The organism is Paracidovorax wautersii (assembly GCF_900113035.1).
In the GTDB taxonomy this organism is placed as follows: Bacteria; Pseudomonadota; Gammaproteobacteria; order Burkholderiales; family Burkholderiaceae_C; genus Paracidovorax; species Paracidovorax wautersii.
In genome coordinates, this window is sequence record NZ_FONX01000015.1 from 18,333 (window position 1) to 40,978 (window position 22,646).

The following is a 22,646-nucleotide window of genomic DNA, read 5'->3' on the forward strand; positions in this document are numbered from 1 at the left end:
AGACCTCTTCCATGTCCATCACCCCCCAGGAAGCGCTGCAGCGCACCATCGAGCACCGCGAGATCTTCCATGACGAGATGCTGCACCTGATGCGCCTGATCATGCGCGGCGAGCTCTCGCCCGTGATGACGGCGGCCATCGTGACCGGCCTGCGCGTGAAGAAGGAAACCATCGGCGAGATCACCGCCGCCGCGCAGGTGATGCGCGAGTTCTCCCACAAGGTGCACGTGCAGGACACGCGGCACCTGGTGGACATCGTGGGCACGGGCGGCGACGGCGCCAACACCTTCAACATCTCCACCTGCGCGATGTTCGTGGCAACGGCGGCGGGCGCCAAGACGGCCAAGCACGGCGGGCGCGGCGTCTCCAGCAAGAGCGGCAGCGCCGACGTGATGGAATCGCTGGGCGTGCGCATCGACCTGCCGCCCGAGGCCATCGCCCGCAGCATCGCGGAAGTGGGCATCGGCTTCATGTTCGCGCCCAACCACCACCCGGCGATGAAGAACGTGGCGCCGGTGCGCCGCGAGCTGGGCGTGCGCACGATCTTCAACATCCTGGGCCCGCTCACCAACCCGGCCGGCGCGCCCAACATCCTGATGGGCGTGTTCCACCCCGATCTGGTCGGCATCCAGGTGCGTGCGCTGCAGCGCCTGGGCGCCGAGCACGCGCTGGTGGTCTATGGCCGCGACGGCATGGACGAGATCAGCCTGGGCGCGGCCACCATGGTGGGCGAGCTGAGAAACGGCGAGATCCGCGAATACGAGATCCACCCCGAGGACTTCGGCCTCGCCATGGCCAGCAACCGCACGCTCAAGGTCGAGACGCCCGAGCAGTCGCGCGAGATGCTGATGGGCGTGCTGCGCGGCCAGCCCGGCCCGGCGCAGGACATCGTCTGCCTGAACGCGGGCGCCGCGCTCTACGCCGCGGGCATCGCCAGCTCCATCGCCGACGGCCTGGGCCAGGCGCGCGCGGCCATCGCCAGCGGCGCGGCCCTGGCCAAGCTGGAGCAGCTGGTGGCCTGCACGCACAAGCTGGCGGATGCAACAGCCGCAGCACAACAGTAACCGGCGGGAACCCGGGCGTCCCCGCCCGGCTCCCTGCTCTGCAGGCCGGCGCGCACCGCATCCCTCCCGCCGCCGGCCGCCCACCCTCCCTCAATTTCTGCCATCCGAAGGTCACCACACCATGTCCGACATCCTGAACAAGATCGTTGCCGTCAAGCGCGAGGAAGTCGCTGCCGCGCAGAAGAAGATGCCGCTCGCCGCCATGCGCGCCGATGCCGAGAGCCGCGTGCTCACGCGCGATTTCGTCGGCGCCCTGCGCGCCAAGATCGCGAAGGGCCAGGCCGCCGTGATCGCCGAGATCAAGAAGGCCAGCCCCAGCAAGGGCGTGATCCGCGCGGATTTCGTTCCCGCCGACATCGCCCAGAGCTATGCCGACGGCGACGGCAAGGTGAGCGCGGCGTGCCTCTCGGTGCTGACCGACCGGCAGTTCTTCCAGGGCCAGCCCGACTACCTCAAGCAGGCGCGCGCCAGCTGCCAGCTGCCCGTGCTGCGCAAGGACTTCATGGTGGACCCCTACCAGATCTACGAATCGCGGGCCATGGGCGCCGACGCCATCCTGCTGATCGCCGCCTGCCTGGACGACGCGCAGATGGCCGATCTCGAAGCCATCGCCCTCGGCCTGGACATGGCCGTGCTGGTGGAGGTGCACGACCGTGCCGAGCTGGACCGGGCCCTGAAGCTCAAGACCCCGCTGGTGGGCATCAACAACCGCAACCTGCGCACCTTCGAGGTGTCGATCGCCACCACCGTCGAGCTCAAGCAGCATGTGCCGGCCGACCGCCTGCTGGTGGGCGAATCGGGCATCCTGAAACCCGACGACGTGAAGACCCTGCGCGATGCGGGCGTGAACGCCTTCCTGGTGGGCGAGGCCTTCATGCGCGCGGACGATCCGGGCCTGGCCCTGGCCCAGCTGTTCGCCTGAAACCACCGCACCTCACCCATACGCCACCCAATCGCTATCGATCCGATAGCTGACTGCGCTTGATCCACCTGGGCCAGAAGCCGATCAGACCATGAACCCCACGCACGGCACGCCATCCGCCCCCGCCACCCAGCTGCAAAGCGCCGACCCGGCCGACTGGCCGGTGGCGCCCGGCTGGCAGCCGCTGGTGGACGACTTCTTCGCCAGCGGCCGGGGGCAGGCGCTGCTCGCCTTCCTGCAATCGCGGCTGGAAGCGGGCGCGGTCATCTTCCCGCCCCGGCCGCTGCGCGCGCTGGAGCTGACGCCGCCCGAGGCCGTGCGCGTGGTGATCCTGGGGCAGGACCCCTATCACGGCCGCGGCCAGGCCGAGGGGCTGGCCTTCTCGGTGGCGCCGGGCGTGCAGCTGCCGCCCTCGCTGCGCAATATCTTCAAGGAGATGCAGCGTGACCTCGGCACGCCCTTCCCGGCCTGGCCCGAGCCGGGCGGCAGCCTGGTGAAGTGGGCGAAGAACGGCGTGCTGCTGCTCAACACCGGCCTCACCGTGGAAGAAGGCCAGGCCGCCAGCCACGCCGGCAAGGGCTGGGAGCTGCTGACCGACGCGGTGATCCGCCATGTGGCCGAGGGCGAGCGGCCGGTGGTGTTCATGCTCTGGGGCTCGCACGCGCAGTCCAAGCGCGCGCTGATCCCGCAGGACCGGGGCCATCTGGTGCTGCAGTCCAACCACCCCTCGCCGCTCTCGGCGCTGCGCCCGCCCGTGCCCTTCATCGGCAACGGGCACTTCGGGCAGGCGCGGGCCTTCAGGCTGCAGCACGAAGAGCAGGGCTGAGGCGGCCCATCGCCACCGACAGATAGCGGCGGATTCCGCCCGATCCGGCCCGATGGGGGCCGATGGATGTCTGATCCGCTGCCGCTATTGCGGCGCCGGCAGCCGCTGCGTGAGCAGTTCCAGGAACGCCTGCGCCGCCACCGGCAGGCTGCGGCCGGCCAGCGTCTGCACCTCGATGTCGCGCAGATCCATGCCCGCATCGGCCAGCGGGCGCGCCAGTACCAGGCCCTCGGCCACCATGTGGCGGGCGCTGATCTCGCTGGACACCGAGACCCCGCCGCCGTGCGCGACGAAGTTCAGCAAGGTCTTGGCATGGTTGGACTCCAGCACCGGCGCCAGCCGCAGGCCCTGGCGGCTGCAGGCGATGTCCACCATCTGCCGCACCGCCGTCTCGGGCGGCGGCAGGCCCAGCGGGTACTGCGCCATGCGCGCCAGCGTCACGCGCGGGGCGCGGGCCAGCGGATGGCCGGGCGGCAGCAGCGCCAGCACCGGCGCGCTCTGGCGGTGCGCCACCTGGATGTCCTTCTGCGGCGCCCGGCTGAAGCACAGGCCGATGTCGGCCGCGCCCGAGCGCACCGCCTCGGACACCTGTGGCGTGGGCAGCGACTGCACGCCGAAGACGATGCCGGCATGCGTGCGCTGGAACTCCACGCACAGGCGCGGCACCAGCTCGTTGGCGAAGGCGTCGGACGTGGCCAGCCGCACCTGGCCCGCGCGCAGGCCCTGCAGCGCGCCGATCTCGTCCAGCGCGCGCTCGGCGTCCAGCCCCGTGCGGCGGGCGTGGGCGGCCAGGATCTCGCCGGCCGCCGTCAGCACCATGCCGCGCGGATGGCGCTCGAAGAGCGGCGAGCCGAGCTGCGCCTCCAGCCCAGCGATCTGGCGGCTCAGGGCCGAGGCCGCGACATGCAGCCGGGCCGAGGCTTCGGTGAGCGAGCCGCTCTGCGCCACTTCGAGGAAGTAGCGCAGGGCGGTGTCCTGCAGCAGATGGCGGCGCATGGGGTGGCGGGCAGCGAGGGATGGAGTGAGGGACAGCGCAGCGGCGGCAGCCTTGCCGGGCCAGCCGCCCGAGTATCGATCGCTTTGCCGCTTCGGCAAAGCGGATTGCCCAATCGGTGGTGGTCGTGCAAGGGCGGCTTTCCTAAGATGGCACGCATCGCGCCGGGCCGCCGCCTCGCCTCGACAGAGGCCGGAGGCCGCGCACCCGCCCTGCCACCGCTTCACTCTGCTAAGAACGTGTTTACGATCTCGCAGGGGTCGCGCAGCTACGTCGGCGGGATGGGATGCAAGGCGCGGTGCGCAGTGGATAGCACGGCTATCCACAAGCGCCGCAACGCCGCAGACCGCCCGCCGACGTAGCTGCCCTTCGGGTTGGAGCGAAATCGGGCGATTGGAGGCCCCGGCTGCTTGCATGGGCACCAGCCCATGCGGCGCACCCGAGGCATCCACTCATCCCGATTGCGCTCCAACGCGATCCCCTGCGAGATCGCAAACACGTTCTGAGGCCTTTTCCATGCGACTTTCCTCTCTTTTCGCGGTCCTGCTGGCGGCCACCACCCTGGGCGCCCAGGCGCAGCAGCCCGCGGCCTGGCCGCAGCAGCCGGTGCGCGTGATCGTGCCCTTTCCTGCCAGCGGCGCGACCGACCTGGTGGCGCGCGTGGTCACGCAGCGGGTGGCGCAGGACCTGGGCCAGCAGTTCGTGGTGGACAACAAGCCAGGCGCGGGCGGCACCATCGGCACGGCCGAGGCGGCCAAGGCCAAACCCGACGGCAACACCCTGCTGCTGACCACCAGCAGCACGCACGCCATCTCGCCGCACCTGATGCCGCGCCTGGCCTACGACCCGCAGCGCGACTTCGTGCCCGTGGCGCATGTGGCCGACGCGCCCAGCGTGCTGCTGGTCACGCCCTCGCTGCCGGTGAAGACGGTGGCCGAACTCATCGCCTACGCCCGTGCGCACCCGGGCCAGCTCAACTACGCCACCAGCGGCAACGGCACCATCGTCCACCTGAACACCGCCGCCTTCGCCGCGCAGGCCGGCATCGAGATGACGCACGTGCCCTACAAGGGCACGGCGCTGGCCATTCCCGACCTGGCCGCGGGCCAGGTGCAGGTGCTGTTCGATTCGCTGCCCACCGGCATGCCGCACGTCAAGAGCGGCCGCCTGCGCGCCCTGGCCGTCACCAGCGCCCAGCGCAGTTCGCTGGCGCCGGAGCTGCCCACGCTGGCCGAATCGGGCCTGCCCGGCTTCTCGTCGGTGACCTGGTTCGGCGTCTATCTGCCGGCCGGTGCCTCGCCCGCGCTCGTCAAGCGCGTGCATGACGCCTTCGCCCGCGCCATCCAGGTGCCCGAGGTGGCCCAGAGCCTGGCCCGGCTGGGCGTGGAGCCGGCCCGCCCCAGCACGCCCGCGCAGTTCGCCGCGCTGGTGCAGGCCGACAGCGCCCGTTGGGCGAGCGTGATCCGGCAGCACAAGATCACCCTGGAATGACCAAGAATCACACGCAAGGAGACTCTTCCATGACCGCATCGACCGCCGCTTCGGCCGCCCCCCTGGACTGGGCCCTGCCCTACGCCTCCCACCGCAGCGCGGTGATGGGCCGCAACGTCGTCTCCACCTCGCAGCCGCTGGCCGCGCAGGCGGGCCTGGCCATGCTGCAGGCCGGCGGCAACGCGGTGGATGCCGCCATCGCCGCCGCCATGGCGCTCACGGTGGTCGAGCCCACCGGCTGCGGCCTGGGCAGCGACGGCTTCGCCATCGTCTGGGACGGCCAGGAACTGCACGGCCTCAACGCCTCGGGCCGCTCGCCGGCCGCGTGGACGCCGGAATACTTCGAGCGGTTGGGCGGCGCCATCCCCGAAACGGGCTGGAACGCGGTGACGGTGCCGGGCGCCGTCTCGGCCTGGGTGGCGCTCTCCAGGCGGCTGGGCAAGCTGCCCTTCGCGCAGCTGGCGCAGCCGGCCATCGGCTATGCGCGCCACGGCTTTCCGGTCTCGCCCACCATCGCGCGGCAATGGGCGCTGGGCGCGGCCAAGCTGGGCGGCCAGCCGGGCTTTGCCGAATGCTTCATGCCCGGCGGCCGGGCGCCGCGCGCGGGCGAGATCTTCCGCAGCGAGGCCCATGCCCGCACGCTGGAGCTGATCGCCGCCACCGAGGGCGCAGCCTTCTACAGCGGCGAGCTGGCCGAGCGCATGGCCGAGCATGCGCGCGCGAACGGCGGCGCGATGACGGTGGAAGACCTCGCGGCCCACCAGGCCGAATGGGTGGGCACCATCAGCCAGCGCTTCGGCGATTCGGTGATCCACGAGATTCCGCCCAACGGCCAGGGCATCGCCGCGCTGATGGCGCTGGGCATGCTGGACGCGCACGGCGTGGGCCGCCACCCGGTGGACAGCGTGGAGACCCTCCACGCCAGCATCGAGGCCATGAAGCTCGCGCTGGCCGACCTCTACCAGCACAACGCCGACGCGGCCCACATGCAGGTCGCCCCGGCCGATCTGCTGCAGGCGGACTACCTGGCCGAACGCGCCGCGCTGATCGACACGGCCCGCGCGGGCGATCCGGCCTACGGCGCGCCGCGCCCGGGCGGCACGGTGTACCTGGCGGCGGCGGATGCGTCCGGCATGATGGTGTCGTTCATCCAGTCCAACTACATGGGCTTCGGCTCGGGCGTGGTGGTGCCGGGCACCGGCATCAGCCTGCAGAACCGGGGCCACGGCTTCACGCTGCAGGCCGGCCATGCCAACCGCGTGGCGCCGTGCAAGCGGCCATCGCACACCATCATCCCGGCCTTTGCCATGCATGCCGACGGCACTCCACGACTAGCTTTCGGCGTGATGGGCGGTCCGATGCAGAGCCAGGGCCACACGCAGATGGCGCTGCGCGTGCTGCGCTACGGCCAGAACCCGCAGGCCGCGGCCGATGCACCGCGCTGGCGCGTGACGGGCGGCCGGGGCGTGGCGGTGGAGCCGCATTTCGACCGCGCCACGGTCGAGGCGCTGCGCGCCCTGGGGCATGAGGTGACGGTGGAGGAAGGCAACGGCGTCTTCGCCTTCGGCGGCGCACAGCTGGTGCTGCGCGAGGGCGGCCACTACATCGCGGGCTCGGACCCGCGCAAGGATGGGCAGGCCGTGGCGTTCTGAGCGATTGCTACCAAAACCATAGCGGGGAGCGCTTGTGTATCAAGCACTCCCCGCTCTTTTTCCATTCAACGCGTCTCGCGCACCGTGAGCCAGGCGCTGGCCGCGCCGCTGAGCACGATGGCCGCGATGCCGGCCATGGCCCAGGGGTCGGGCACATGCCGGAACACCAGCCAGCCGGCCAGCATGGCGAAGCCGATCTGGCTGTAGAGGAAGGGCGCGAGGGTGACCGGCGTAGTGCGCGCGTAGGCCTGCATCAGCAGCATGTGGCCGCTGGCGCTGAGCAGCCCCATGAGCAGCATGCCCAGCCAGAGCCACAGGTCCTGGATCGGCGCCCAGGCGAAGGGCACGGCCAGCGACACCAGCGCGGTGGCCAGCCAGCCGGTGTAGAGCTGCGTGGTCGCCGGGCTCTCGCGCCCGGCCATGCGGCTGCTGACGACCTGGTAGCCGGTGTTGGTTGCCAGCAGGCACAGCGGCCAGACCAGCGCCCAGCCGAAGGCCTGCCCGCCCGGGCGGATAATGGCCAGCGTGCCCGCCAGCCCCAGCGCCACCAGCACCCAGCGCGGCGCGCTCACGCGCTGGTGCAGCCAGAGCGCGGCCACCACCGTCACGCAAAGGGGCGTGGTGGCGACGATGGCGGTGAACTCGGCCAGCGGCATGTGCAGGATGCTCAGCAGGCCGAACAGGCTCATGGCCGCGAACAGCACGGCGCGCAGCACCTGGAAGCGCGGCTGCGTGGTGCGCAGCACGCCCGGGCCTTCGCGGTGCAGCACGAAGGCGGTGGTGAGCAGGGTGTGGAACAGGTAGCGCGCCCAGAGCATCATCACCAGCGGCACGGCGCTGCCGACCTGCTTGGTGGTGAGGTCCAGCAGCGCGAAGCAGGCGCAGGCCGCCACGGTGAGCGCGATGCCCGCCAGCGCCCCGCCCGGCCGGGCGCCGGGCGGCACGGTGGCCGAGGCGCCCCGGGCGCGGCCGTCCCCGGTCATGCCACGCGCGGCCCGCTGCGTTCGAGCAGCATGGAGTCGCCATAGCTGAAGAAGCGGTAGCGCTGGGCGATGGCGTGGCGGTACAGGCCCATGACCTGAGCGTAGCCCGCGAAGGCGCTGACCAGCATCATCAGCGTGCTCTTGGGCAGGTGGAAGTTGGTGATGAGCAGGTCCACCACGCGAAAGCCGAAGCCCGGGGTGATGAAGATGTCGGTGTCGCCCGTGGCCTGGCCCGAGCGCGCCCACGATTCCAGCGTGCGCACGGTGGTCGTGCCCACCGCCACCACGCGCCCGCCGCGCTGGCGGCAGCGCTCCAGGGCGGCCAGCGTGGCCAGGGGCACCTCGTACCACTCGCTGTGCATGCGGTGCTCGGCCAGGTTCTCGGTCTTGACGGGCTGGAAGGTGCCGGCGCCCACGTGCAGGGTGACGCTGGCGCGCTCGATGCCGCGCGCGGCCAGGTCGGCCAGCACGGCCTCGTCGAAGTGCAGCGCGGCGGTGGGCGCGGCCACGGCGCCGGGGGCGCGGGCGAAGACGGTCTGATAGCGCTGGCTGTCCTCGGCCTCGTCGGGGTCGTGCTCGGCGTTCTGCTGGCGCTCGATGTAGGGCGGCAGCGGCAGGTGGCCGTGGCGCTCCATCAGCTCCCACGGGCTTTCGCCGGCCGGGCCGTGCAGCGCGAAGCGAAACAGCGGGCCGTTGTCGTCGGGCCAGCGGCCCAGCAGGGTGGCGTCGAAACCGCCCGCGGCGCGGCCGCCGGCCATCAGCACGGTGCTGCCGGGCAGCGGCTTCTTGCTGACCTTCATGTGGGCCACGACTTCGTTGCCGGTCAGCACCCGCTCGATCAGCAGTTCGAGCTTGCCGCCGCTGGCCTTCTCGCCGAAGAGCCGGGCCTTGACCACCCGGGTGTCGTTGAACACCAACAGGTCGCCCTCGCGCAGCAGGCCGGGCAGCTCGCGGAAGATGCGGTCGGCGGGCTCGCGGCTGCGGCCGTCGAGCAGGCGCGAGCCGCTGCGCTCGGGCGCCGGGTGCTGGGCGATGAGCTCGGGCGGCAGCGCGAAGTCGAAGTCGCTGAGGGTGAAGGTGCGCGCGGGCGCGGCGGGGGCCTCGGCGCTGGGCGAGGACGAATTCGAAGGGGAGGAAAGGGGCGTCTGCATGTCACTTGAGGGCCTGACAGGCCCGTGCCAAGGAGGGGGAGAGTCGGGGAAAGGAAGGAACAGGCGAAGCGGGCGATTGGCGCCCGCTCCCTGCGCCGGATTCTCCCACGCAGCGGCCTTCAGCCTTGCGGGCCGGCCCAGAGCCCCGAGAGGTCGGTGAAGCCCCAGCTCGACGGGTCTTCGCGGGCGACGATGCGTTCGTTGCAGCCCGGCGCGGCCAGGTTCACCTGCTCGGGGGTGATGCGCAGGCCGGACTTGGTGGAGAAGAACACGTTCACGTAGGGCGCGGTCAGCGCCTGGCCGGACTGCTTCATGACCACGCCCAGGCGCCCGGAGGTCAGCCGCACCAGCGAGCCCACCGGGTAGATGCCGATGCTCTTGACGAAGGCCTGGAAGAGCCGCGGATCGAAGTGCGCCGGGCCCCACTCCGCCATGCGGCGCACGGATTCGGCCGGGTCCCAGCCGCGCTTGTAGGGGCGATCGGAGGTGATGGCGTCATAGACGTCGCAGATGGCCGCCATGCGGGCGATCAGACTGATGCCCTCGCCCTGCTGGCGGTGCGGATAGCCGGTGCCGTCCATCTTCTCGTGGTGGTGCAGGCAGGCTTCGAGCACGGGCGCGGACACGCCGCCGACCTCCTGCAGCATGGCGTGGCCTTCCACGGGGTGCTCGCGCACAACGGCGAATTCCTCGTCGGTGAGCTTGCCGGGCTTGTTCAGGATGTCCAGCGGGATCGCCGCCTTGCCCAGGTCGTGCAGCAGGCCGGCCATGCCCGCCTGGCGCACGTCGTCCTCGGGCAGCTTGACCTGCCGGGCCAGCGCCACCATCAGCGCGCAGACGGCCACCGAATGCATGTAGGTGTAGTCGTCCGCCGTCTTCAGGCGCGCCAGGCTGATGAGCGCGCTGGGGTTGCGGGTGACGGAGGCGGCGATCTCGTTGACCAGATCCTGCGCGCCGGACGCATCGACGGCGCGCCCCATGCGCGCCTCGGCGAACATGCTGGTCACGGCCTCGCGCGCGCGATTGCAGATCAGCGCGGCGGCGCGTAGTTCGGCCTCCATGGAGGTCGGTGCGGTGCTGCGCGCCGGCGCGGGAGCCGGGGCGGGCGGGGGCGGAGGCGGTGGCGGAGGCAGCGCGAAGGCCTCCTCGGCGGCTTCCGCCATCTCGGCGAACTGGCTGTCGATCTGGGAGTCGGCCTCTTCGCGGCTGACGCCGGCCACGCCGCTGGCCACGTCCAGGCCGCGCGAGGTGTCGATCCAGACCTCGCGGATGGCGGTATCGCGGATGCGGGCCAGATCCTTCGGGTCTTTCAGCACGAAGCCGGTGCGCCAGAATGGATGGTCCATCCACGAGCCGCAGAACTGGTGCAAATACATGCCCAGGGAAAGATCTCTGACGCTGATTCGCTTGAGCATGATGCCGACTGGCCCACTTGCTGCAGGCACCAATACAGGTTAGGGAAAACCAAGGGGGAGGGCCATGGTAGCCTTTTCCCCCGATGATTGATTGCAAATTATTACAAACCCATTCCCATGCCTCGTGCCCGCAGTGACAGCGCCGCGCCGCAGCCCGCCGCTGCGGTAGAAGCGCCCCCCGCAGCGGCCGCGGCGCCCCGCAAGCAGCCCAGCCCCGCTCAGAAGGCGCTGCACAAGCTCGGGCTGGTGCGCGACATCGACCTGGCCCTGCACCTGCCGCTGCGCTACGAGGACGAGACCCGCATCACGCCCATCCGCAACGCGCGCGACGGCGACACGGTGCAGATCGAGGCCACGGTGGTCTCCAGCGAGATCTCGCTGCGCCCGCGCCGCCAGCTGGTGGTGACGGTGGAAGACGACACCGGCAGCTGCGAGCTGCGCTTCTTCAGCTTCTACCCCTCGCACCAGAAGACCATGGCCGTGGGCGCGCGCCTGCGCGTGCGCGGCGAGATCAAGGGCGGCTTCTGGGGCCGGCAGATGCTGCACCCGGCCTTCCGGCTGGCGGGCGGCGAGCTGCCGGCCGCGCTCACGCCCATCTACCCCACCGTGGCGCAGCTGCCCCAGGCCTATCTGCGCCGGGCCGTGGCGGGCGCGCTGGTGCGGGTGGACCTGTCCGACACCCTGCCCCCCGGCGCCCAGCCGCCCGTGCAGATGGCCTATGGCCCGGATGGCTCGCAGCGCTTGTGGAAGCTGCGCGAGGCGCTATGGTTCCTGCACCACCCCACGCCCGACGTCGCGCTGGCCACGCTGCAGGACCACAGCCACCCCGCCTGGCAGCGGCTCAAGGCCGAGGAACTGCTGGCCCAGCAGCTGTCGCAGCAGCGCTCCAAGCGCGAACGCGACCAGCTGCGCGCCCCGGTGCTGCGCCCGCAGGCCGGCGCGGGCGCCACGCCCCTGCACGAACAGCTGCTGGCCGCCCTGCCCTTCGGCCTGACGGGCGCCCAGCACCGCGTGGGCGAGGAGATCGCCCACGACCTGGCCCGCCCCGTGCCCATGCACCGGCTGCTGCAGGGCGACGTGGGCTCGGGCAAGACCGTGGTGGCGGCTCTCGCCGCCGCCGTGTGCATGGACGCGGGCTGGCAATGCGCGCTGATGGCGCCCACCGAGATCCTGGCCGAGCAGCACTTCGCCAAGCTGGTCGGCTGGCTGGAGCCGTTGCTGGCCGCCAGCGGCCGGCGCATCGCCTGGCTGGCCGGCGGACAGAAGAAGAAGGAACGCGCCGCCATGCTGGCGCTGGCCGAAAGCGGCGAGGCCGCGCTGGTGGTGGGCACGCACGCCGTCATCCAGGAACAGGTGCGCTTCAAGAACCTGGCGCTGGCCGTGATCGACGAGCAGCACCGCTTCGGCGTGGCCCAGCGCCTGGCGCTGCGCAAGAAGCTGGAGCACCACGGCATGGAGCCGCATCTCCTGATGATGAGCGCCACGCCCATCCCGCGCACACTGGCCATGAGCTACTACGCCGACCTGGACGTCTCCACCATCGACGAGCTGCCGCCCGGGCGCACGCCCATCGTCACCAAGCTCATCGCCGACAGCCGCAAGGACGAGGTGATCGAGCGCATCGGCGCCCAGGTGGCGGGCGGGCGGCAGGTCTATTGGGTCTGCCCGCTGATCGAGGAGAGCGAGGCGCTGGACCTCTCCAACGCCACCGCCACCCATGCCGACCTCGCCGAGGCCCTGCCCGGCGTGCAGGTCGGCCTGCTGCATTCGCGCATGCCCGGCGCCGAGAAGAAGGCGGTGATGGAGCAGTTCAAGAGCGGTGCGATGGGCGTGCTCGTCTCCACCACCGTGATCGAAGTGGGCGTGGACGTGCCCAACGCTTCGCTCATGGTGATCGAGCATGCCGAACGCTTCGGCCTGAGCCAGCTGCACCAGCTGCGCGGGCGCGTGGGGCGCGGCGCGGCGGCCTCGGCCTGCGTGCTGCTCTATTCCACTGGCGACAGCGGCCGCCTGGGCGAGACCGCCCGCGACCGCCTCAAGGCCATGGCCGAGACCAACGACGGCTTCGAGATCGCCCGGCGCGACCTGGACATCCGCGGCCCCGGCGAATTCCTGGGCGCGCGCCAGTCGGGCGACGCGCTGCTGCGCTTCGCCGACCTGGCCACCGACGGCTTGCTGCTGGACTGGGCCCGCGAGCAGGCCGCGCTCATGCTGGACCGCTATCCCGAGCTGGCCGAGCGCCACGTGCAGCGCTGGCTGGGTGGGCGCTCGGACTACCTGAAGGCCTGACGGCAGGCAAGGTGCAGCCGACGACCCGGTACCTATCGCAGACGAGACAGTCACTATTGACGAGGAAAATCGGCAATAGGAATGGAAAGCGGTTACGCTTGCCCCCTTTGGATGGGCGGCCCCTGCTGTAAGCACGCTATTGCGAGCCCCTGCGCGCATCAGGGCGCGGCGTGACGCAGTGCCGATGCGCCGCCCTCTTCCGCCCCAACGCCCATGACTCTCACAGAACTCAAGTACATCGTCGCCGTCGCCCGCGAAAAGCACTTCGGCCGCGCCGCGGATGCGTGCTACGTCTCGCAACCCACGCTGTCGGTCGCCGTCAAGAAGCTGGAAGACGAGCTGGAAGTGAAGCTCTTCGAACGCAGCGCGGGCGATGTCTCGGTCACCGCGCTGGGTGAAGACATCGTGCGCCAGGCGCAGAGCGTGCTGGAACAGGCCGCCGCCATCAAGGAAATCGCCAAGCGCGGCAAGGACCCGCTGGCCGGCGTGCTGACCCTGGGCGTGATCTACACCATCGGCCCCTACCTGCTGCCCGAGCTGGTGCGCCACGCCATCGCCCGCACGCCGCAGATGCCGCTGATGCTGCAGGAGAACTTCACCGTCAAGCTGCTCGAAATGCTGCGTACCGGCGAAATCGATTGCGCCATCATCGCCGAGCCGTTTCCGGACACCGGCCTGGCCATGGCGCCGCTCTACGACGAGCCCTTCCTCGCCGCCGTGCCGAGCAGCCACCCGCTGGCCCAGCAGAAGTCCGTCTCGGCATCGCAGCTCAAGAGCGAAACCATGCTGCTGCTGGGCGCCGGCCACTGCTTCCGCGACCATGTGCTGGAGGTGTGCCCCGAATTCGCGCGCTACGCCAGCAACGCCGAAGGCATCCGCCGCACCTTCGAAGGCTCGTCGCTGGAAACCATCAAGCACATGGTCTCGGCCGGCATGGGCGTGACCCTGGTGCCGCGCCTGTCGGTGCCGCGCGACGCGCTGGCCACCGGCTCGCGCCGCCGCAAGAGCGACGACACGCACATCCGCTACCTGCCCATCGCCGAAGACGACGGCAGCGCCCCGCCCATGCGCCGGGTGGTGCTGGCCTGGCGGCGCAGCTTCACGCGCTACGAGGCCATCGCCGCGCTGCGCAACGCCGTCTATGCCTGCGAGCTGCCGGGCGTGACGCGCCTGTCCTGACGCGCCAGCGGGGCCGGGCGGCGACCCGCCATGGCCCACGGCGCCTGCGGGCAAGCCCCGCACCACGCCGCCGTCGGGCCGGGCTTGCGCTACAGTCTTTGCCGATCGTCCGCAGCGCGTGCCTGCACCGCCCCTTCGCAGCGCGCGCCCTTGCTTTTCACACCCAGGAGGTTGTTTCACCATGGCCAAAGCCCCCAGCAAGACCGCCGTCAGCAAGACCGGCGCCCCCCGCATCAACATCGGCATCAGCGACAAGGACCGCGCCGCCATCGCCCAGGGCCTGTCGCGCCTGCTGGCCGACACCTACACGCTGTACCTGACCACGCACAACTTCCACTGGAACGTGACCGGCCCCATGTTCAACACGCTGCACACCATGTTCATGGGGCAGTACACCGAGCTGTGGAACGCCGTGGACCCGGTGGCCGAGCGCATCCGCTCGCTGGGCCACCCCGCGCCGGGCTCCTACGCCCAGTTCGGCAAGCTGACCTCGCTGCCCGACGTGCCGACCGAGCCGCCCCACGCGCTGGAAATGGTCCGCATCCTGGTCGAAGGCCATGAAGCCGTGGCCCGCACCGCGCGCGAACTCTTCCCCATCGCCGACAAGGCCAGCGACGAGCCCACGGCCGACCTGCTGACCCAGCGCCTGACGGTGCACGAGCAGACCGCCTGGATGCTGCGCTCGCTGCTCGAAGAGTAAATTCGGCGCTTGCTGCGCCAAGCAGCCCACCGGACAACGCCCGCCCTCGCGGGCGTTCCCATTTCCAGTTCGGACGATTTCGCACCATGCCCTCCAACACTGCCGCTGCGCCCACGCCTCCGCGATCCCGCCTGTCGCTCTACCTCGACCTGATCCGCTGGAACCGCCCGGCCGGCTGGCTGCTGCTGCTCTGGCCCACGCTGTCGGCGCTGTGGATCGCGGCCGGGGGCTTTCCCGGCTGGCACCTGCTGGTGGTGTTCACGCTGGGCACCATCCTCATGCGCAGTGCCGGCTGCTGCGTGAACGACGTGGCCGACCGGCGCTTCGACCGCCACGTCAAGCGCACGGCCCAGCGGCCCGTGACCAGCGGCGCCGTGTCGGTGCGCGAGGCGCTGGCCGTGGGCGCCGCGCTGGCCCTGGCGGCCTTCGCCCTGGTGCTGACGACCAACGCGGCGACCATCGCCTGGTCGGTACCCGCGCTGGCCGTGACGCTGGCCTACCCCTATGCCAAGCGTTTCGTCTCCATGCCCCAGGCGGTGCTGGGCGTGGCCTTCAGCATGGGCATCCCCATGGCCTTCACGGCCGTGGGCCGCGACGTGCCCTGGCTGGCCTTCTGGCTGGTGCTGGGCAACCTGTTCTGGGTGCTGGCCTACGACACCGAATACGCCATGGTGGACCGCGACGACGACCTGAAGATCGGCATGAAGACCTCGGCCATCACGCTGGGGCGCTGGGACGTGCCGGCGGTGATGGCGTTCTACCTGCTGCTGCTGGCGATCTGGGGGGTGGTGCTGGCGCCGCTGGGGTTGGGGGTGGCCTGGTATCTGGGGCTCGGGGTGGCGCTGGCGCAGGTGGGGTGGCACTGGACGCTGATTCGCGGGAGGACGCGGGAGGGGTGTTTTGCTGCTTTCAGGGCGAATCACTGGGTCGGGTTTGCCTTGTTTGCGGGGGTGGTGCTGGGGTTTGCCTTTCGGTGATTTGCTACTTTTTTCGTAGCTTCAGGCGATTGTTCTTCCTGGGCTCTGAGCTTATTTAGGGCTTTTTTGGCGTTGCTTCCCGGGGTTCGGGATGTGCGCCCGACAGCGCACTCACTTTCTTTTGCTTCGCCAAAAGAAAGTGAGCAAAGAAAAGGCGACCCTGCTGTGCGTGTCCCTTCGCTGCGCTACGGGCAACCTGCGATGCTCGGTCGGCGGGTGCTGCCGCAGAACTCACTACGCGCTGGCGCGCTCCGTTCAAACATGCTGCGGCAAGTCAGTGCACGAAGTGCGTGTGTCCTGCGGCACACGCACGCACCCGCCGCCCTGCGCTTCTCGGCACGCACAGAAGGGAGTGGGGAACCAGTCGGGCCATCGCTGCGCTCGGCCCTCGCACGGGGAAAGCCCAGCGCAGCGCGAAGCGCGCGCGATGTGGGCCGAGCGAAGCAATGGCCCGTGTGCGGGTTTCCACCCCTGCTGGCTGCGCCTGCGGCGGGGTGCTTGCGGGGTGCGCATGCGCGTCGAAGCGCGCATGCCTCGTGCTCTGACTCGCCGCGGCTGTCCGAACGAAGCGCTGCAAGCGCGAAGTGAGTTCTGCGGCGGCACCCCGCAAGCGCCCCGCCGCAGGTCTGCCCCGTAGCGAATGCGTAGGGGTCGCAGACTGGGGGTCGCCTTTCTTTTGGGTACTTTTCTTTGGCGAAGCAAAGAAAAGTACCTCGCCCGCCGGGGCGAGACCCGGCCCCGGGAAACAACCACTCAACAAAACCCAGCAACAAGCAGAGCAGGAATCAGCCCCCAGACCCCACCCGATCCACCAACACAGCACTCGCCTCACTCAACCCCACCACCTCCACCCCACTCCCCTGCCCCCTGAACCGCTCCACCACCTTCTCAAGCGCCCCCACCGCCGTCACATCCCAGAAGTGCGCCCCAGAGACATCGATCCGCACCGCCCGCCCCCGGGCAGCCAGCACATCGAACGCCTCGATGAACGCATCCGCCGACGCGAAGAACACCTGCCCCCGCACCCGCCAGACCAGCGGATCCTTTGAAACCGCATCGAGATCGAGCTCGAGATCGGCCTCCGAAGGCCCCTGCACGTCCAGCATCCGCGACACCTTGAACGCGAAGAACACCCCGCTCAGCAGCACCCCCACGGCCACGCCGGCGGCCAGGTTGTGCGTGGCGATGGTGACCACCACGGTCGCCAGCATCACCGCGCTGGAGAGGCGCGGGTGCCGCAGCAGCTGGCCCAGCGACTTCCAGTCGAAGGTCGATGCGGACACCATCACCATGATCGCCACCAGCGCGATCACCGGCACGCGCGAGACCCAGTCCTTGAGCGCCACCATCAGCACCAGCAGGAACACGCCCGCGAACAGCGTGGACAGGCGCCCGCGGCCACCGTACTTCACGTTGCTCACCGCCTGGCCGATCATTCCGCAGCCCGCGATGCCGCCGAAGCAGCTGGCCGCCATGTTCGCCAGGCCCAGGCCGGCGCACTCGCGGTTCTTGTCGCTGGGCGTGCCGGTCAGCTCATCCACCACGGCCGCCGTCAGCACCGACTCCAGCAGGCCGACCAGCGCGATCGCCAAAGCCGGCAGCGCGATGATGCGCAGCGTCTCCCACGAAGCAGGCACGGCCGGCAGGCCGAAGAAGGGCAGGCTGTCGGGCAGCCGGCCCAGGTCGGCCACGGTGGGCAGGTGCACGCCCAGGAACGAGGCCAGCAGCGTGAGCGCCACCACGCAGATCAGCGGCGACGGAATGGCCGTGAGCGCCCGCAGCCCCAGCCGCTGGCCCAGCCAGGGCAGGCCGTAGATGATGGCCAGCCCCAGCGCCAGGAAGGCCCAGGTGGCGGGCTGCGCGTCCTTCAGGTGCGGCAGCTGGGCCGAGAAGATCAGCACGGCCAGCGCGTTGACGAAGCCCGTGCGCACCGAGCTGGAGACGAAGCGCATCAGCACGCCCAGCTTCAGCAGCCCGAACACCACCTGCACCGCCCCGGCCAGCAGGCCCGCCGCCAGCAGGTAGCCCAGGCCGTGCGCTGCCACCAGGGGCGCGGCCACCAGCGCCACCGAGCCCGCGGCGGCCGACACCATGGCCGGCCGCCCGCCCGCGAAGGCGATCACGATGCTGATGACGAACGAGGCGAACAGCCCCACCGACGGATCGACCCCGGCGACGAAGCTGAAGGCGATCACCTCGGGGATCAGCGCGAAGGTGGCGACGGCGCCGGCCAGCAGCTCGCGGGGAACGCTGGGCGCCCATTCGGTGCGCAGGCGGGAGATCAAGGCGGTGGTACTCATGGGAAGAACGGCGAAGAAAGCGAAAAAAGCAACGCGCGCCGAAGCGCGCGTGGAATCAGGGGCCAGCAGGACGCGACCGCAGGGTCGCCGTCAACTCAGTTCGCGCCGCAGCACTTCTTGTACTTCTTGCCGCTGCCGCAGCTGCACGGATCGTTGCGGCCGGGCGTGTCGGCGCGGCGCACGGCCTCGACGCGCGGGCCCATGCTCTTCCAGAGACGGCGCAGGTCATAGACGGCCCAGATGGCTTCGCCGAAGGCTTCGACGCGGGCCTGGCTGGTGCTGGGCGGGCCGTCTTCGGAATACATGCAGACCTCGGGCTTGCCGGTGTCGTCCTCGGTCAGCGCGACGATGCCGTCCAGCGCCTCGTTGAGCCAGTCGGCGGCCTCGCGGTCGCGCGGCGCGGCCCATTCCTCGGGCCAGTTCTCCACGGCGAACATGAAGCCCAGCGCCCAGACCTGGCCGAAGGACGGGATCTCCTGGCCTTCCATGTCGGCGCGCTCTTCCTCGGGCAGGCTGGCGATGGCGCCGCGCATGTCCATGGCCTCGGGCTGGAAGGCGTCGTCTTCGTCGAGCGACTGCACATCGGCGTCGAGCTGGCTCACCACCTCGTTCCAGCGCAGCGTCCACAGCTCCAGGAAGCGCGCCTGCTGGGCCGCATCGGCGAACGCCGGCAGCAGGGGCAGAGGTGCGCCCTCGGCCACGTCAAGCTCGCCGCCGTCGCCCAGCAGCATGGGCAGCCATTCGGCCACGGGCACGGGCCGGCGGGTGCAGGCCAGGGCGGTGAGGAAGCCGTCGCAGAACTCCCACTGCGGGATCTCTTCGGCGCGCGAGCGCAGATCGTCCAGCAGGGTGTCGAGTTCGTCGAGCTGGTCGGCGCCGAGCGCGGCGGAGGGCTCCTGGGAGGTATCGGGAGTTTGGGACATGGTGGTGGCCAGGCGTGTGGGGTTGAAGACGTGAGGAGGAAGCAGAAAGAGAAAGGGGCGGAAGGCGCCGCCACCGGCCGGCATGGGCCGGCGGGGCCACCCGCAGGCGGCGCTGCTGCGCCACCGGGAAAGGCCGGCAGTTTAGCCGGCCTGCCCCTGCCCCGCTGCGGCGGGGCCTCGTCGTCCGTCATCCAGCGCAGCCACCGGCCCCGGCGGCTGCCGCGGGCCGGCGGGGTGGGCGAAGGGCTGAACCGCCCTTCAGGCCTGGTGGGCCGCCAGCGCCTGGGCGCGCTGCTGGTCGTATTCCTGCGCGCTCACCGGCTTGGCATCGCGCTCGCCCAGCTGGTTCATGGGCACGCGGAAGGTTTCGCGCGCGGTGAAGGCCGCCACGGCGGAGATCACGGTGACGCCGAAGGCGATGGCGCCCACGGTGAACCAGATGTTGGCCGCGCCGGGGGGCGCCACGGCGGTGAACAGCGCCGGCAGCATGGCGGTGATGGCCGTGCCCACGTTCTGCGAGATGGCCATGGCCGACACGCGGGTGCGGGTGGGGAACAGCTCGGGGTAGAACGAGGGGAACACGGCGTTGTAGCCCTGATAGACCAGGCCCCACATCAGCAGCGACATGCAGATGGCCAGCGGGATGTTGCGGATGCTGATGGCGTAGAGGTAGCCGAAGGCCAGCAAGCCCGAGAGCAGCGCGCCGATGATGATGGGCGGGCGGCGGCCGATCTTGTCGGAGAGGTTGCCCACCATGGGGATGACCAGCACGGCCAGGATGTTGCCCAGCACGGGGATCCACAGGTAGATGTCCTTGGCGAAGCCGATGCCGTAGGCCGGCTGCACCGCGTAGGCGGCGCCGAAGATGGTGGCGACCACGGGGATCACGTTCATCAGCGACATGCACACCACGCGCAGCATGTCGGGCAGGTTGTACTTGAAGGCATCGACCACGGGCGAGCGCACGCGCTGCTTCTGTGCCGTCTTGTCGCTGAAGGCCGGGGTTTCGGCCACTTCGCGGCGGATGATCCAGCCGGCGATGATGACGATGAAGCTCAGCAGGAAGGGAATGCGCCAGCCCCAGCTGTTGAAGTGCTCGGTCGGCATGTAGTGCGCCAGCGGCAGGAACACGGCGGCGGCCAGGATCTGGCCGGCCTGCACGCCCTGCAGCGTGAAGCTGGCGAAGAAGCCGCGCCGCCCGAAGGGCGCGTGCTCCAGGATCATCGAGCTGGCGCCCGAGATCTCGCCGGCCACGGCGAAGCCCTGGATCAGGCGCATCAGCACCAGCAGCGCGGGCGCCCACAGGCCGATCTGGTCATAGGTGGGCAGCAGGCCCACGGCGATGGTGGAAAAGCCCATCAGGAACATGCACCACACCAGCACCTTCTTGCGGCCGTGCGTGTCGCCGATGTGGCCCAGCACGAAAGCGCCGATGGGGCGCGCCACGTAGCCCACGCCGTAGGTGGCGAGCGACGCGATGATGGCGATCGCCGGATCGCCCTTGGGGAAGAAGATCTGCGGAAAGATCAGCGCCGCCGCGGTGGCGTAGATGAAGAAGTCGTAGTACTCCAGCGCGGAACCGATCCAGCCGCTGGCTGCGGCTTTCTTCGACTGGTGCCGGCCTTGCGGCTCGGTAGCGGGTGCATGGGCCATGGTGATGTCTCCAGTGTTGGCGGGAAAAGCGGAAAGCTCGTTGTTATGGGGGAGGGGAACAGAAGCAGGTGCCGGCAGGTCTTGAGCGCCCGGGTTGATTCAGCGCTGGGCCAGCGAGGCCAGCCGCGCCGCGGCGTTGGCCGCGCCCCAGCCGTCGTAGCCGCCCACGCGCTGCGCGATCTCGAAGAACAGGCCGCCGGGCAGGCCTTCGGTATAGGCGTGCAGGTAGTCGCCGGCGGGGGAGCGGTCGAACAGCACGCCGGCCGCACGCAGGCGCTCCAGCAGGCCGGGCGCGAGGTCCAGGCGGGCCTGCAGGTCGTCGTAGTAGTTGCCGGAGACGGGCTCGAAGCGCACGCCGCGCGCGCGCAGTGCGGCCACCGCCGCGAAGATGTCGTCGCAGCCGAAGGTGATGTGGTGGACCGCGCCCGCGCCGGTCACGCCCAGCTGGCGCGCCGTGGCCGTGCGCTGGCTCAGCGGCACGTTGAGCACCAGGCGCAGGCTGCGCTCGGCATTCGCCACGCCCTGGCTGCGCACCAGGCCGAAGGGGTCGGCCAGGTCCAGGCTCTCCATGCAGTCCAGCCCCAGCACGGCGCGGGTGAAGAGCGCCCAGGTATCGCGCTGGTCCTGGCCCAGGCCCAGCGTCAGGTGATCGACGCTCTGCAGGCCGGGCGTCGGGCCGGCGTCGGCCTGCGCGGCGGCGTCCAGCACGAAGTCGGCCTCGAACAGGCCGTCAGTGCCCAGCGCGGCCGGCACGAAGTGGATCAGGTTGCCGCCCGGCGCCACGGTGGCGGGCACGCGCTGCTCCTGCGGGCCCAGCGGGCTGTCGTAGGGCTGCGAGCGCATGGCCTTGGCGCGGCCCAGCGCGCCGATGGCGTCGTCGCAGCGCAGGCCCAGCGCGCAGACGGAGGTGCCGTGCAGCGCGAAGCGGCTGCGCGCGAACGAATCGGGCTGGGCGTTGACGATGAGGTGGATGCCGCCCTGGCGGTAGAGCGTGGCGGCCTTGGAGCGGTGCTGTCCCACCCGCGCGAAGCCCAGGCCGCGCAGCACGCCGTCGAGCGCCTCCGCCGCGGCTTCGTCGGCCGCGAATTCGATGAACGACACGCCCTGGAAGGTGGGCGCGGGCGGCGGGTTGAAGAGCTCCACGCGCAGGGGCGGTGCAGAGGCCGTGGCGGGCGCGGCGGCGTCCAGCGAGGCAGCCTGGGGGATGGCCAGGCGCTGGCGCGCCTCGCTTTCCAGATACAGCAGCGAGCGCATGGCGTCCACCGCCGTGCGGCGGTTGGGCGTCTCACGGAACAGGTCGTTGAAGATCTCCAGCGACAGCGGCCCGGTGTAGCCGGCGCGCAGCACCTGCTCGAAGAAGCCGATCACGTCGAAATCGCCCTGGCCCGGGAACACCCGGTAGTGGCGCGCCCACTGCAGCACGTCCAGCGACATGAGCGGCGCATCGGCCATCTGCACGAAGAAGATGCGGTCGCCCGGAATGGCCGCGATGGGCGCCGGGTCGTCGCGCAGCGAGAGGGTGTGGAAGCTGTCCAGGATCAGGCCCAGGTGCGGGTGGTCGGCCCGCCGCACGATGTCCCAGGCCTGGCCGAAGCGCGAGGTGTGGCGGCCCCAGGCCAGCGCCTCGTAGCCCACGCGCAGGTTGCGGCGGGCGGCGCGCTCGGCCAGCGTGTGCAGCTGGGCGGCGGCCAGGTCCGGGTCGTCGATGGAATGCGCCAGCGTGTTGGAGCAGCACAGCACCAGGGGCGCGCCCAGCTCCTGCATCAGGTCGAATTTGCGCTCGGCGCGCTCCAGGGCGCGGGCGAAGGCGGCATCGGGCAGGCCTTCCATGTCGCGCAGGGGCTGGTAGAGGTCGATCGACAGGCCCAGGTCCGCCGCGATGCGGCGCAGCTCGGCCGCCGAGCCCTGGAAATGGATGAAGTCGGCTTCGAACAGCTCGATGCCGTCGAAGCCGGCGGCCGCGACGGCCTCCAGCTTCTGGCGCAGGGTGCCGCTGAGCGAGACGGTGGCAATGGAACGGTGCATGGAAGGAGCCGCCATGGCGGTCAGGCAAGCGCGCCGCGCACGCTGCAGGTACCGGCCGGCACGATGCCGGCGGCGGCCTGGAAGCAGCAGAAAAGTGCGCGA

At 70.6% G+C, this 22,646-nt stretch carries 17 protein-coding genes; 9 read left to right on the plus strand and 8 right to left on the minus strand.

Features of this window, described 5'->3' with window-relative positions; translation table 11 throughout:
- Positions 1-11 precede the first annotated feature (11 nt).
- The 3 genes from trpD to BM070_RS18770 all read left to right on the plus strand — a co-directional run bounded on the left by trpD (position 12) and on the right by BM070_RS18770 (position 2,812).
- Positions 12-1,064: an anthranilate phosphoribosyltransferase gene (gene trpD, locus BM070_RS18760; protein WP_092940879.1), complete on the plus strand. Its 1,053-nt coding sequence runs from the start codon at positions 12-14 to the stop codon at positions 1,062-1,064.
- A 121-nt stretch (positions 1,065-1,185) separates the two neighbouring features.
- Positions 1,186-1,986 (plus strand): indole-3-glycerol phosphate synthase TrpC, encoded by an 801-nt coding sequence (trpC, locus tag BM070_RS18765; RefSeq protein WP_092940880.1) that lies wholly within the window; start codon positions 1,186-1,188, stop codon positions 1,984-1,986.
- Between the two features lie 91 nt (positions 1,987-2,077).
- Entirely contained in the window at positions 2,078-2,812 is a 735-nt protein-coding gene (locus tag BM070_RS18770; RefSeq protein ID WP_092940881.1) for a uracil-DNA glycosylase, read from the plus strand.
- An 84-nt stretch (positions 2,813-2,896) separates the two neighbouring features.
- Here the strand turns inward: BM070_RS18770 and BM070_RS18775 are convergent, their stop codons facing one another.
- A complete protein-coding gene (locus BM070_RS18775) occupies positions 2,897-3,808 on the minus strand; it encodes a LysR family transcriptional regulator (protein ID WP_092940882.1) in 912 nt (303 codons plus the stop codon).
- Between the two features lie 514 nt (positions 3,809-4,322).
- On the opposite strand from BM070_RS18775, the gene BM070_RS18780 reads away from it, so the two are divergent.
- On the plus strand, positions 4,323-5,297 hold the full coding sequence (locus BM070_RS18780; protein WP_092940883.1) for a Bug family tripartite tricarboxylate transporter substrate binding protein: 975 nt from the start codon (positions 4,323-4,325) through the stop codon (positions 5,295-5,297).
- 29 nt (positions 5,298-5,326) lie between these two features.
- Complete coding sequence (locus BM070_RS18785; RefSeq protein WP_092940884.1) at positions 5,327-6,949, plus strand: gamma-glutamyltransferase family protein; 1,623 nt, start codon at positions 5,327-5,329, stop codon at positions 6,947-6,949.
- Between the two features lie 65 nt (positions 6,950-7,014).
- Here BM070_RS18785 and BM070_RS18790 read toward each other — a convergent pair whose 3' ends face one another.
- From BM070_RS18790 to BM070_RS18800, 3 genes are all read right to left on the minus strand, one after another.
- Positions 7,015-7,932, minus strand: coding sequence for a DMT family transporter (locus tag BM070_RS18790; RefSeq protein WP_092940885.1), 918 nt, complete (start codon positions 7,930-7,932; stop codon positions 7,015-7,017).
- The gene (gene queA / locus BM070_RS18795; RefSeq protein WP_092940886.1) at positions 7,929-9,083 is read right to left on the minus strand and encodes a tRNA preQ1(34) S-adenosylmethionine ribosyltransferase-isomerase QueA; all 1,155 of its coding nucleotides are present in this window, start codon (positions 9,081-9,083) and stop codon (positions 7,929-7,931) included. The genes BM070_RS18790 and queA overlap by 4 nt, the downstream gene beginning before the upstream one ends.
- A gap of 119 nt (positions 9,084-9,202) precedes the next feature.
- The gene (locus BM070_RS18800) at positions 9,203-10,498 is read right to left on the minus strand and encodes a cyclic di-GMP phosphodiesterase (RefSeq protein WP_092940887.1); all 1,296 of its coding nucleotides are present in this window, start codon (positions 10,496-10,498) and stop codon (positions 9,203-9,205) included.
- Positions 10,499-10,615: 117 nt separating this feature from the next.
- On the opposite strand from BM070_RS18800, the gene recG reads away from it, so the two are divergent.
- The 4 genes from recG (at position 10,616) to ubiA (ending at position 15,643) form a co-directional block, all read left to right on the plus strand.
- Positions 10,616-12,787, plus strand: coding sequence for an ATP-dependent DNA helicase RecG (gene recG / locus BM070_RS18805; protein WP_092940888.1), 2,172 nt, complete (start codon positions 10,616-10,618; stop codon positions 12,785-12,787).
- Between the two features lie 213 nt (positions 12,788-13,000).
- Positions 13,001-13,966: a LysR substrate-binding domain-containing protein gene (locus BM070_RS18810; RefSeq protein WP_092940889.1), complete on the plus strand. Its 966-nt coding sequence runs from the start codon at positions 13,001-13,003 to the stop codon at positions 13,964-13,966.
- Between the two features lie 181 nt (positions 13,967-14,147).
- The gene (locus tag BM070_RS18815) at positions 14,148-14,666 is read left to right on the plus strand and encodes a Dps family protein (protein ID WP_092940890.1); all 519 of its coding nucleotides are present in this window, start codon (positions 14,148-14,150) and stop codon (positions 14,664-14,666) included.
- A gap of 86 nt (positions 14,667-14,752) precedes the next feature.
- Positions 14,753-15,643: a 4-hydroxybenzoate octaprenyltransferase gene (ubiA, locus tag BM070_RS18820; protein ID WP_092940891.1), complete on the plus strand. Its 891-nt coding sequence runs from the start codon at positions 14,753-14,755 to the stop codon at positions 15,641-15,643.
- A 785-nt stretch (positions 15,644-16,428) separates the two neighbouring features.
- On the opposite strand, the gene BM070_RS18830 is transcribed toward ubiA, so the two are convergent.
- The 4 genes from BM070_RS18830 to BM070_RS18845 form a co-directional block, all read right to left on the minus strand.
- Complete coding sequence (locus tag BM070_RS18830) at positions 16,429-17,943, minus strand: SulP family inorganic anion transporter (protein WP_092940893.1); 1,515 nt, start codon at positions 17,941-17,943, stop codon at positions 16,429-16,431.
- 95 nt (positions 17,944-18,038) lie between these two features.
- A complete protein-coding gene (locus BM070_RS18835) occupies positions 18,039-18,866 on the minus strand; it encodes a YecA/YgfB family protein (RefSeq protein WP_092940985.1) in 828 nt (275 codons plus the stop codon).
- Positions 18,867-19,124: 258 nt separating this feature from the next.
- Positions 19,125-20,519: an MFS transporter gene (locus tag BM070_RS18840; protein WP_092940894.1), complete on the minus strand. Its 1,395-nt coding sequence runs from the start codon at positions 20,517-20,519 to the stop codon at positions 19,125-19,127.
- A gap of 99 nt (positions 20,520-20,618) precedes the next feature.
- A complete protein-coding gene (locus tag BM070_RS18845) occupies positions 20,619-22,544 on the minus strand; it encodes a bifunctional sugar phosphate isomerase/epimerase/4-hydroxyphenylpyruvate dioxygenase family protein (protein ID WP_092940895.1) in 1,926 nt (641 codons plus the stop codon).
- Positions 22,545-22,646: the final 102 nt, after the last annotated feature.

Excerpts from the sequence above, each read along its gene's own strand:
- trpD (WP_092940879.1), top strand. The coding sequence starts at position 12 with ATGTCCATCACCCCCCAGGAAGCGCTGCAGCGCACCATCGAGCACCGC.
- BM070_RS18835 (WP_092940985.1), bottom strand. The coding sequence starts at position 18,866 with ATGTCCCAAACTCCCGATACCTCCCAGGAGCCCTCCGCCGCGCTCGGC.
- trpC (WP_092940880.1), top strand. The coding sequence starts at position 1,186 with ATGTCCGACATCCTGAACAAGATCGTTGCCGTCAAGCGCGAGGAAGTC.
- BM070_RS18840 (WP_092940894.1), bottom strand. The coding sequence starts at position 20,519 with ATGGCCCATGCACCCGCTACCGAGCCGCAAGGCCGGCACCAGTCGAAG.
- BM070_RS18770 (WP_092940881.1), top strand. The coding sequence starts at position 2,078 with ATGAACCCCACGCACGGCACGCCATCCGCCCCCGCCACCCAGCTGCAA.
- BM070_RS18810 (WP_092940889.1), top strand. The coding sequence starts at position 13,001 with ATGACTCTCACAGAACTCAAGTACATCGTCGCCGTCGCCCGCGAAAAG.
- BM070_RS18815 (WP_092940890.1), top strand. The coding sequence starts at position 14,148 with ATGGCCAAAGCCCCCAGCAAGACCGCCGTCAGCAAGACCGGCGCCCCC.
- BM070_RS18775 (WP_092940882.1), bottom strand. The coding sequence starts at position 3,808 with ATGCGCCGCCATCTGCTGCAGGACACCGCCCTGCGCTACTTCCTCGAA.
- BM070_RS18780 (WP_092940883.1), top strand. The coding sequence starts at position 4,323 with ATGCGACTTTCCTCTCTTTTCGCGGTCCTGCTGGCGGCCACCACCCTG.
- BM070_RS18790 (WP_092940885.1), bottom strand. The coding sequence starts at position 7,932 with ATGACCGGGGACGGCCGCGCCCGGGGCGCCTCGGCCACCGTGCCGCCC.
- BM070_RS18845 (WP_092940895.1), bottom strand. The coding sequence starts at position 22,544 with ATGCACCGTTCCATTGCCACCGTCTCGCTCAGCGGCACCCTGCGCCAG.
- ubiA (WP_092940891.1), top strand. The coding sequence starts at position 14,753 with ATGCCCTCCAACACTGCCGCTGCGCCCACGCCTCCGCGATCCCGCCTG.
- BM070_RS18800 (WP_092940887.1), bottom strand. The coding sequence starts at position 10,498 with ATGCTCAAGCGAATCAGCGTCAGAGATCTTTCCCTGGGCATGTATTTG.
- BM070_RS18785 (WP_092940884.1), top strand. The coding sequence starts at position 5,327 with ATGACCGCATCGACCGCCGCTTCGGCCGCCCCCCTGGACTGGGCCCTG.
- queA (WP_092940886.1), bottom strand. The coding sequence starts at position 9,083 with ATGCAGACGCCCCTTTCCTCCCCTTCGAATTCGTCCTCGCCCAGCGCC.
- recG (WP_092940888.1), top strand. The coding sequence starts at position 10,616 with ATGCCTCGTGCCCGCAGTGACAGCGCCGCGCCGCAGCCCGCCGCTGCG.
- BM070_RS18830 (WP_092940893.1), bottom strand. The coding sequence starts at position 17,943 with ATGAGTACCACCGCCTTGATCTCCCGCCTGCGCACCGAATGGGCGCCC.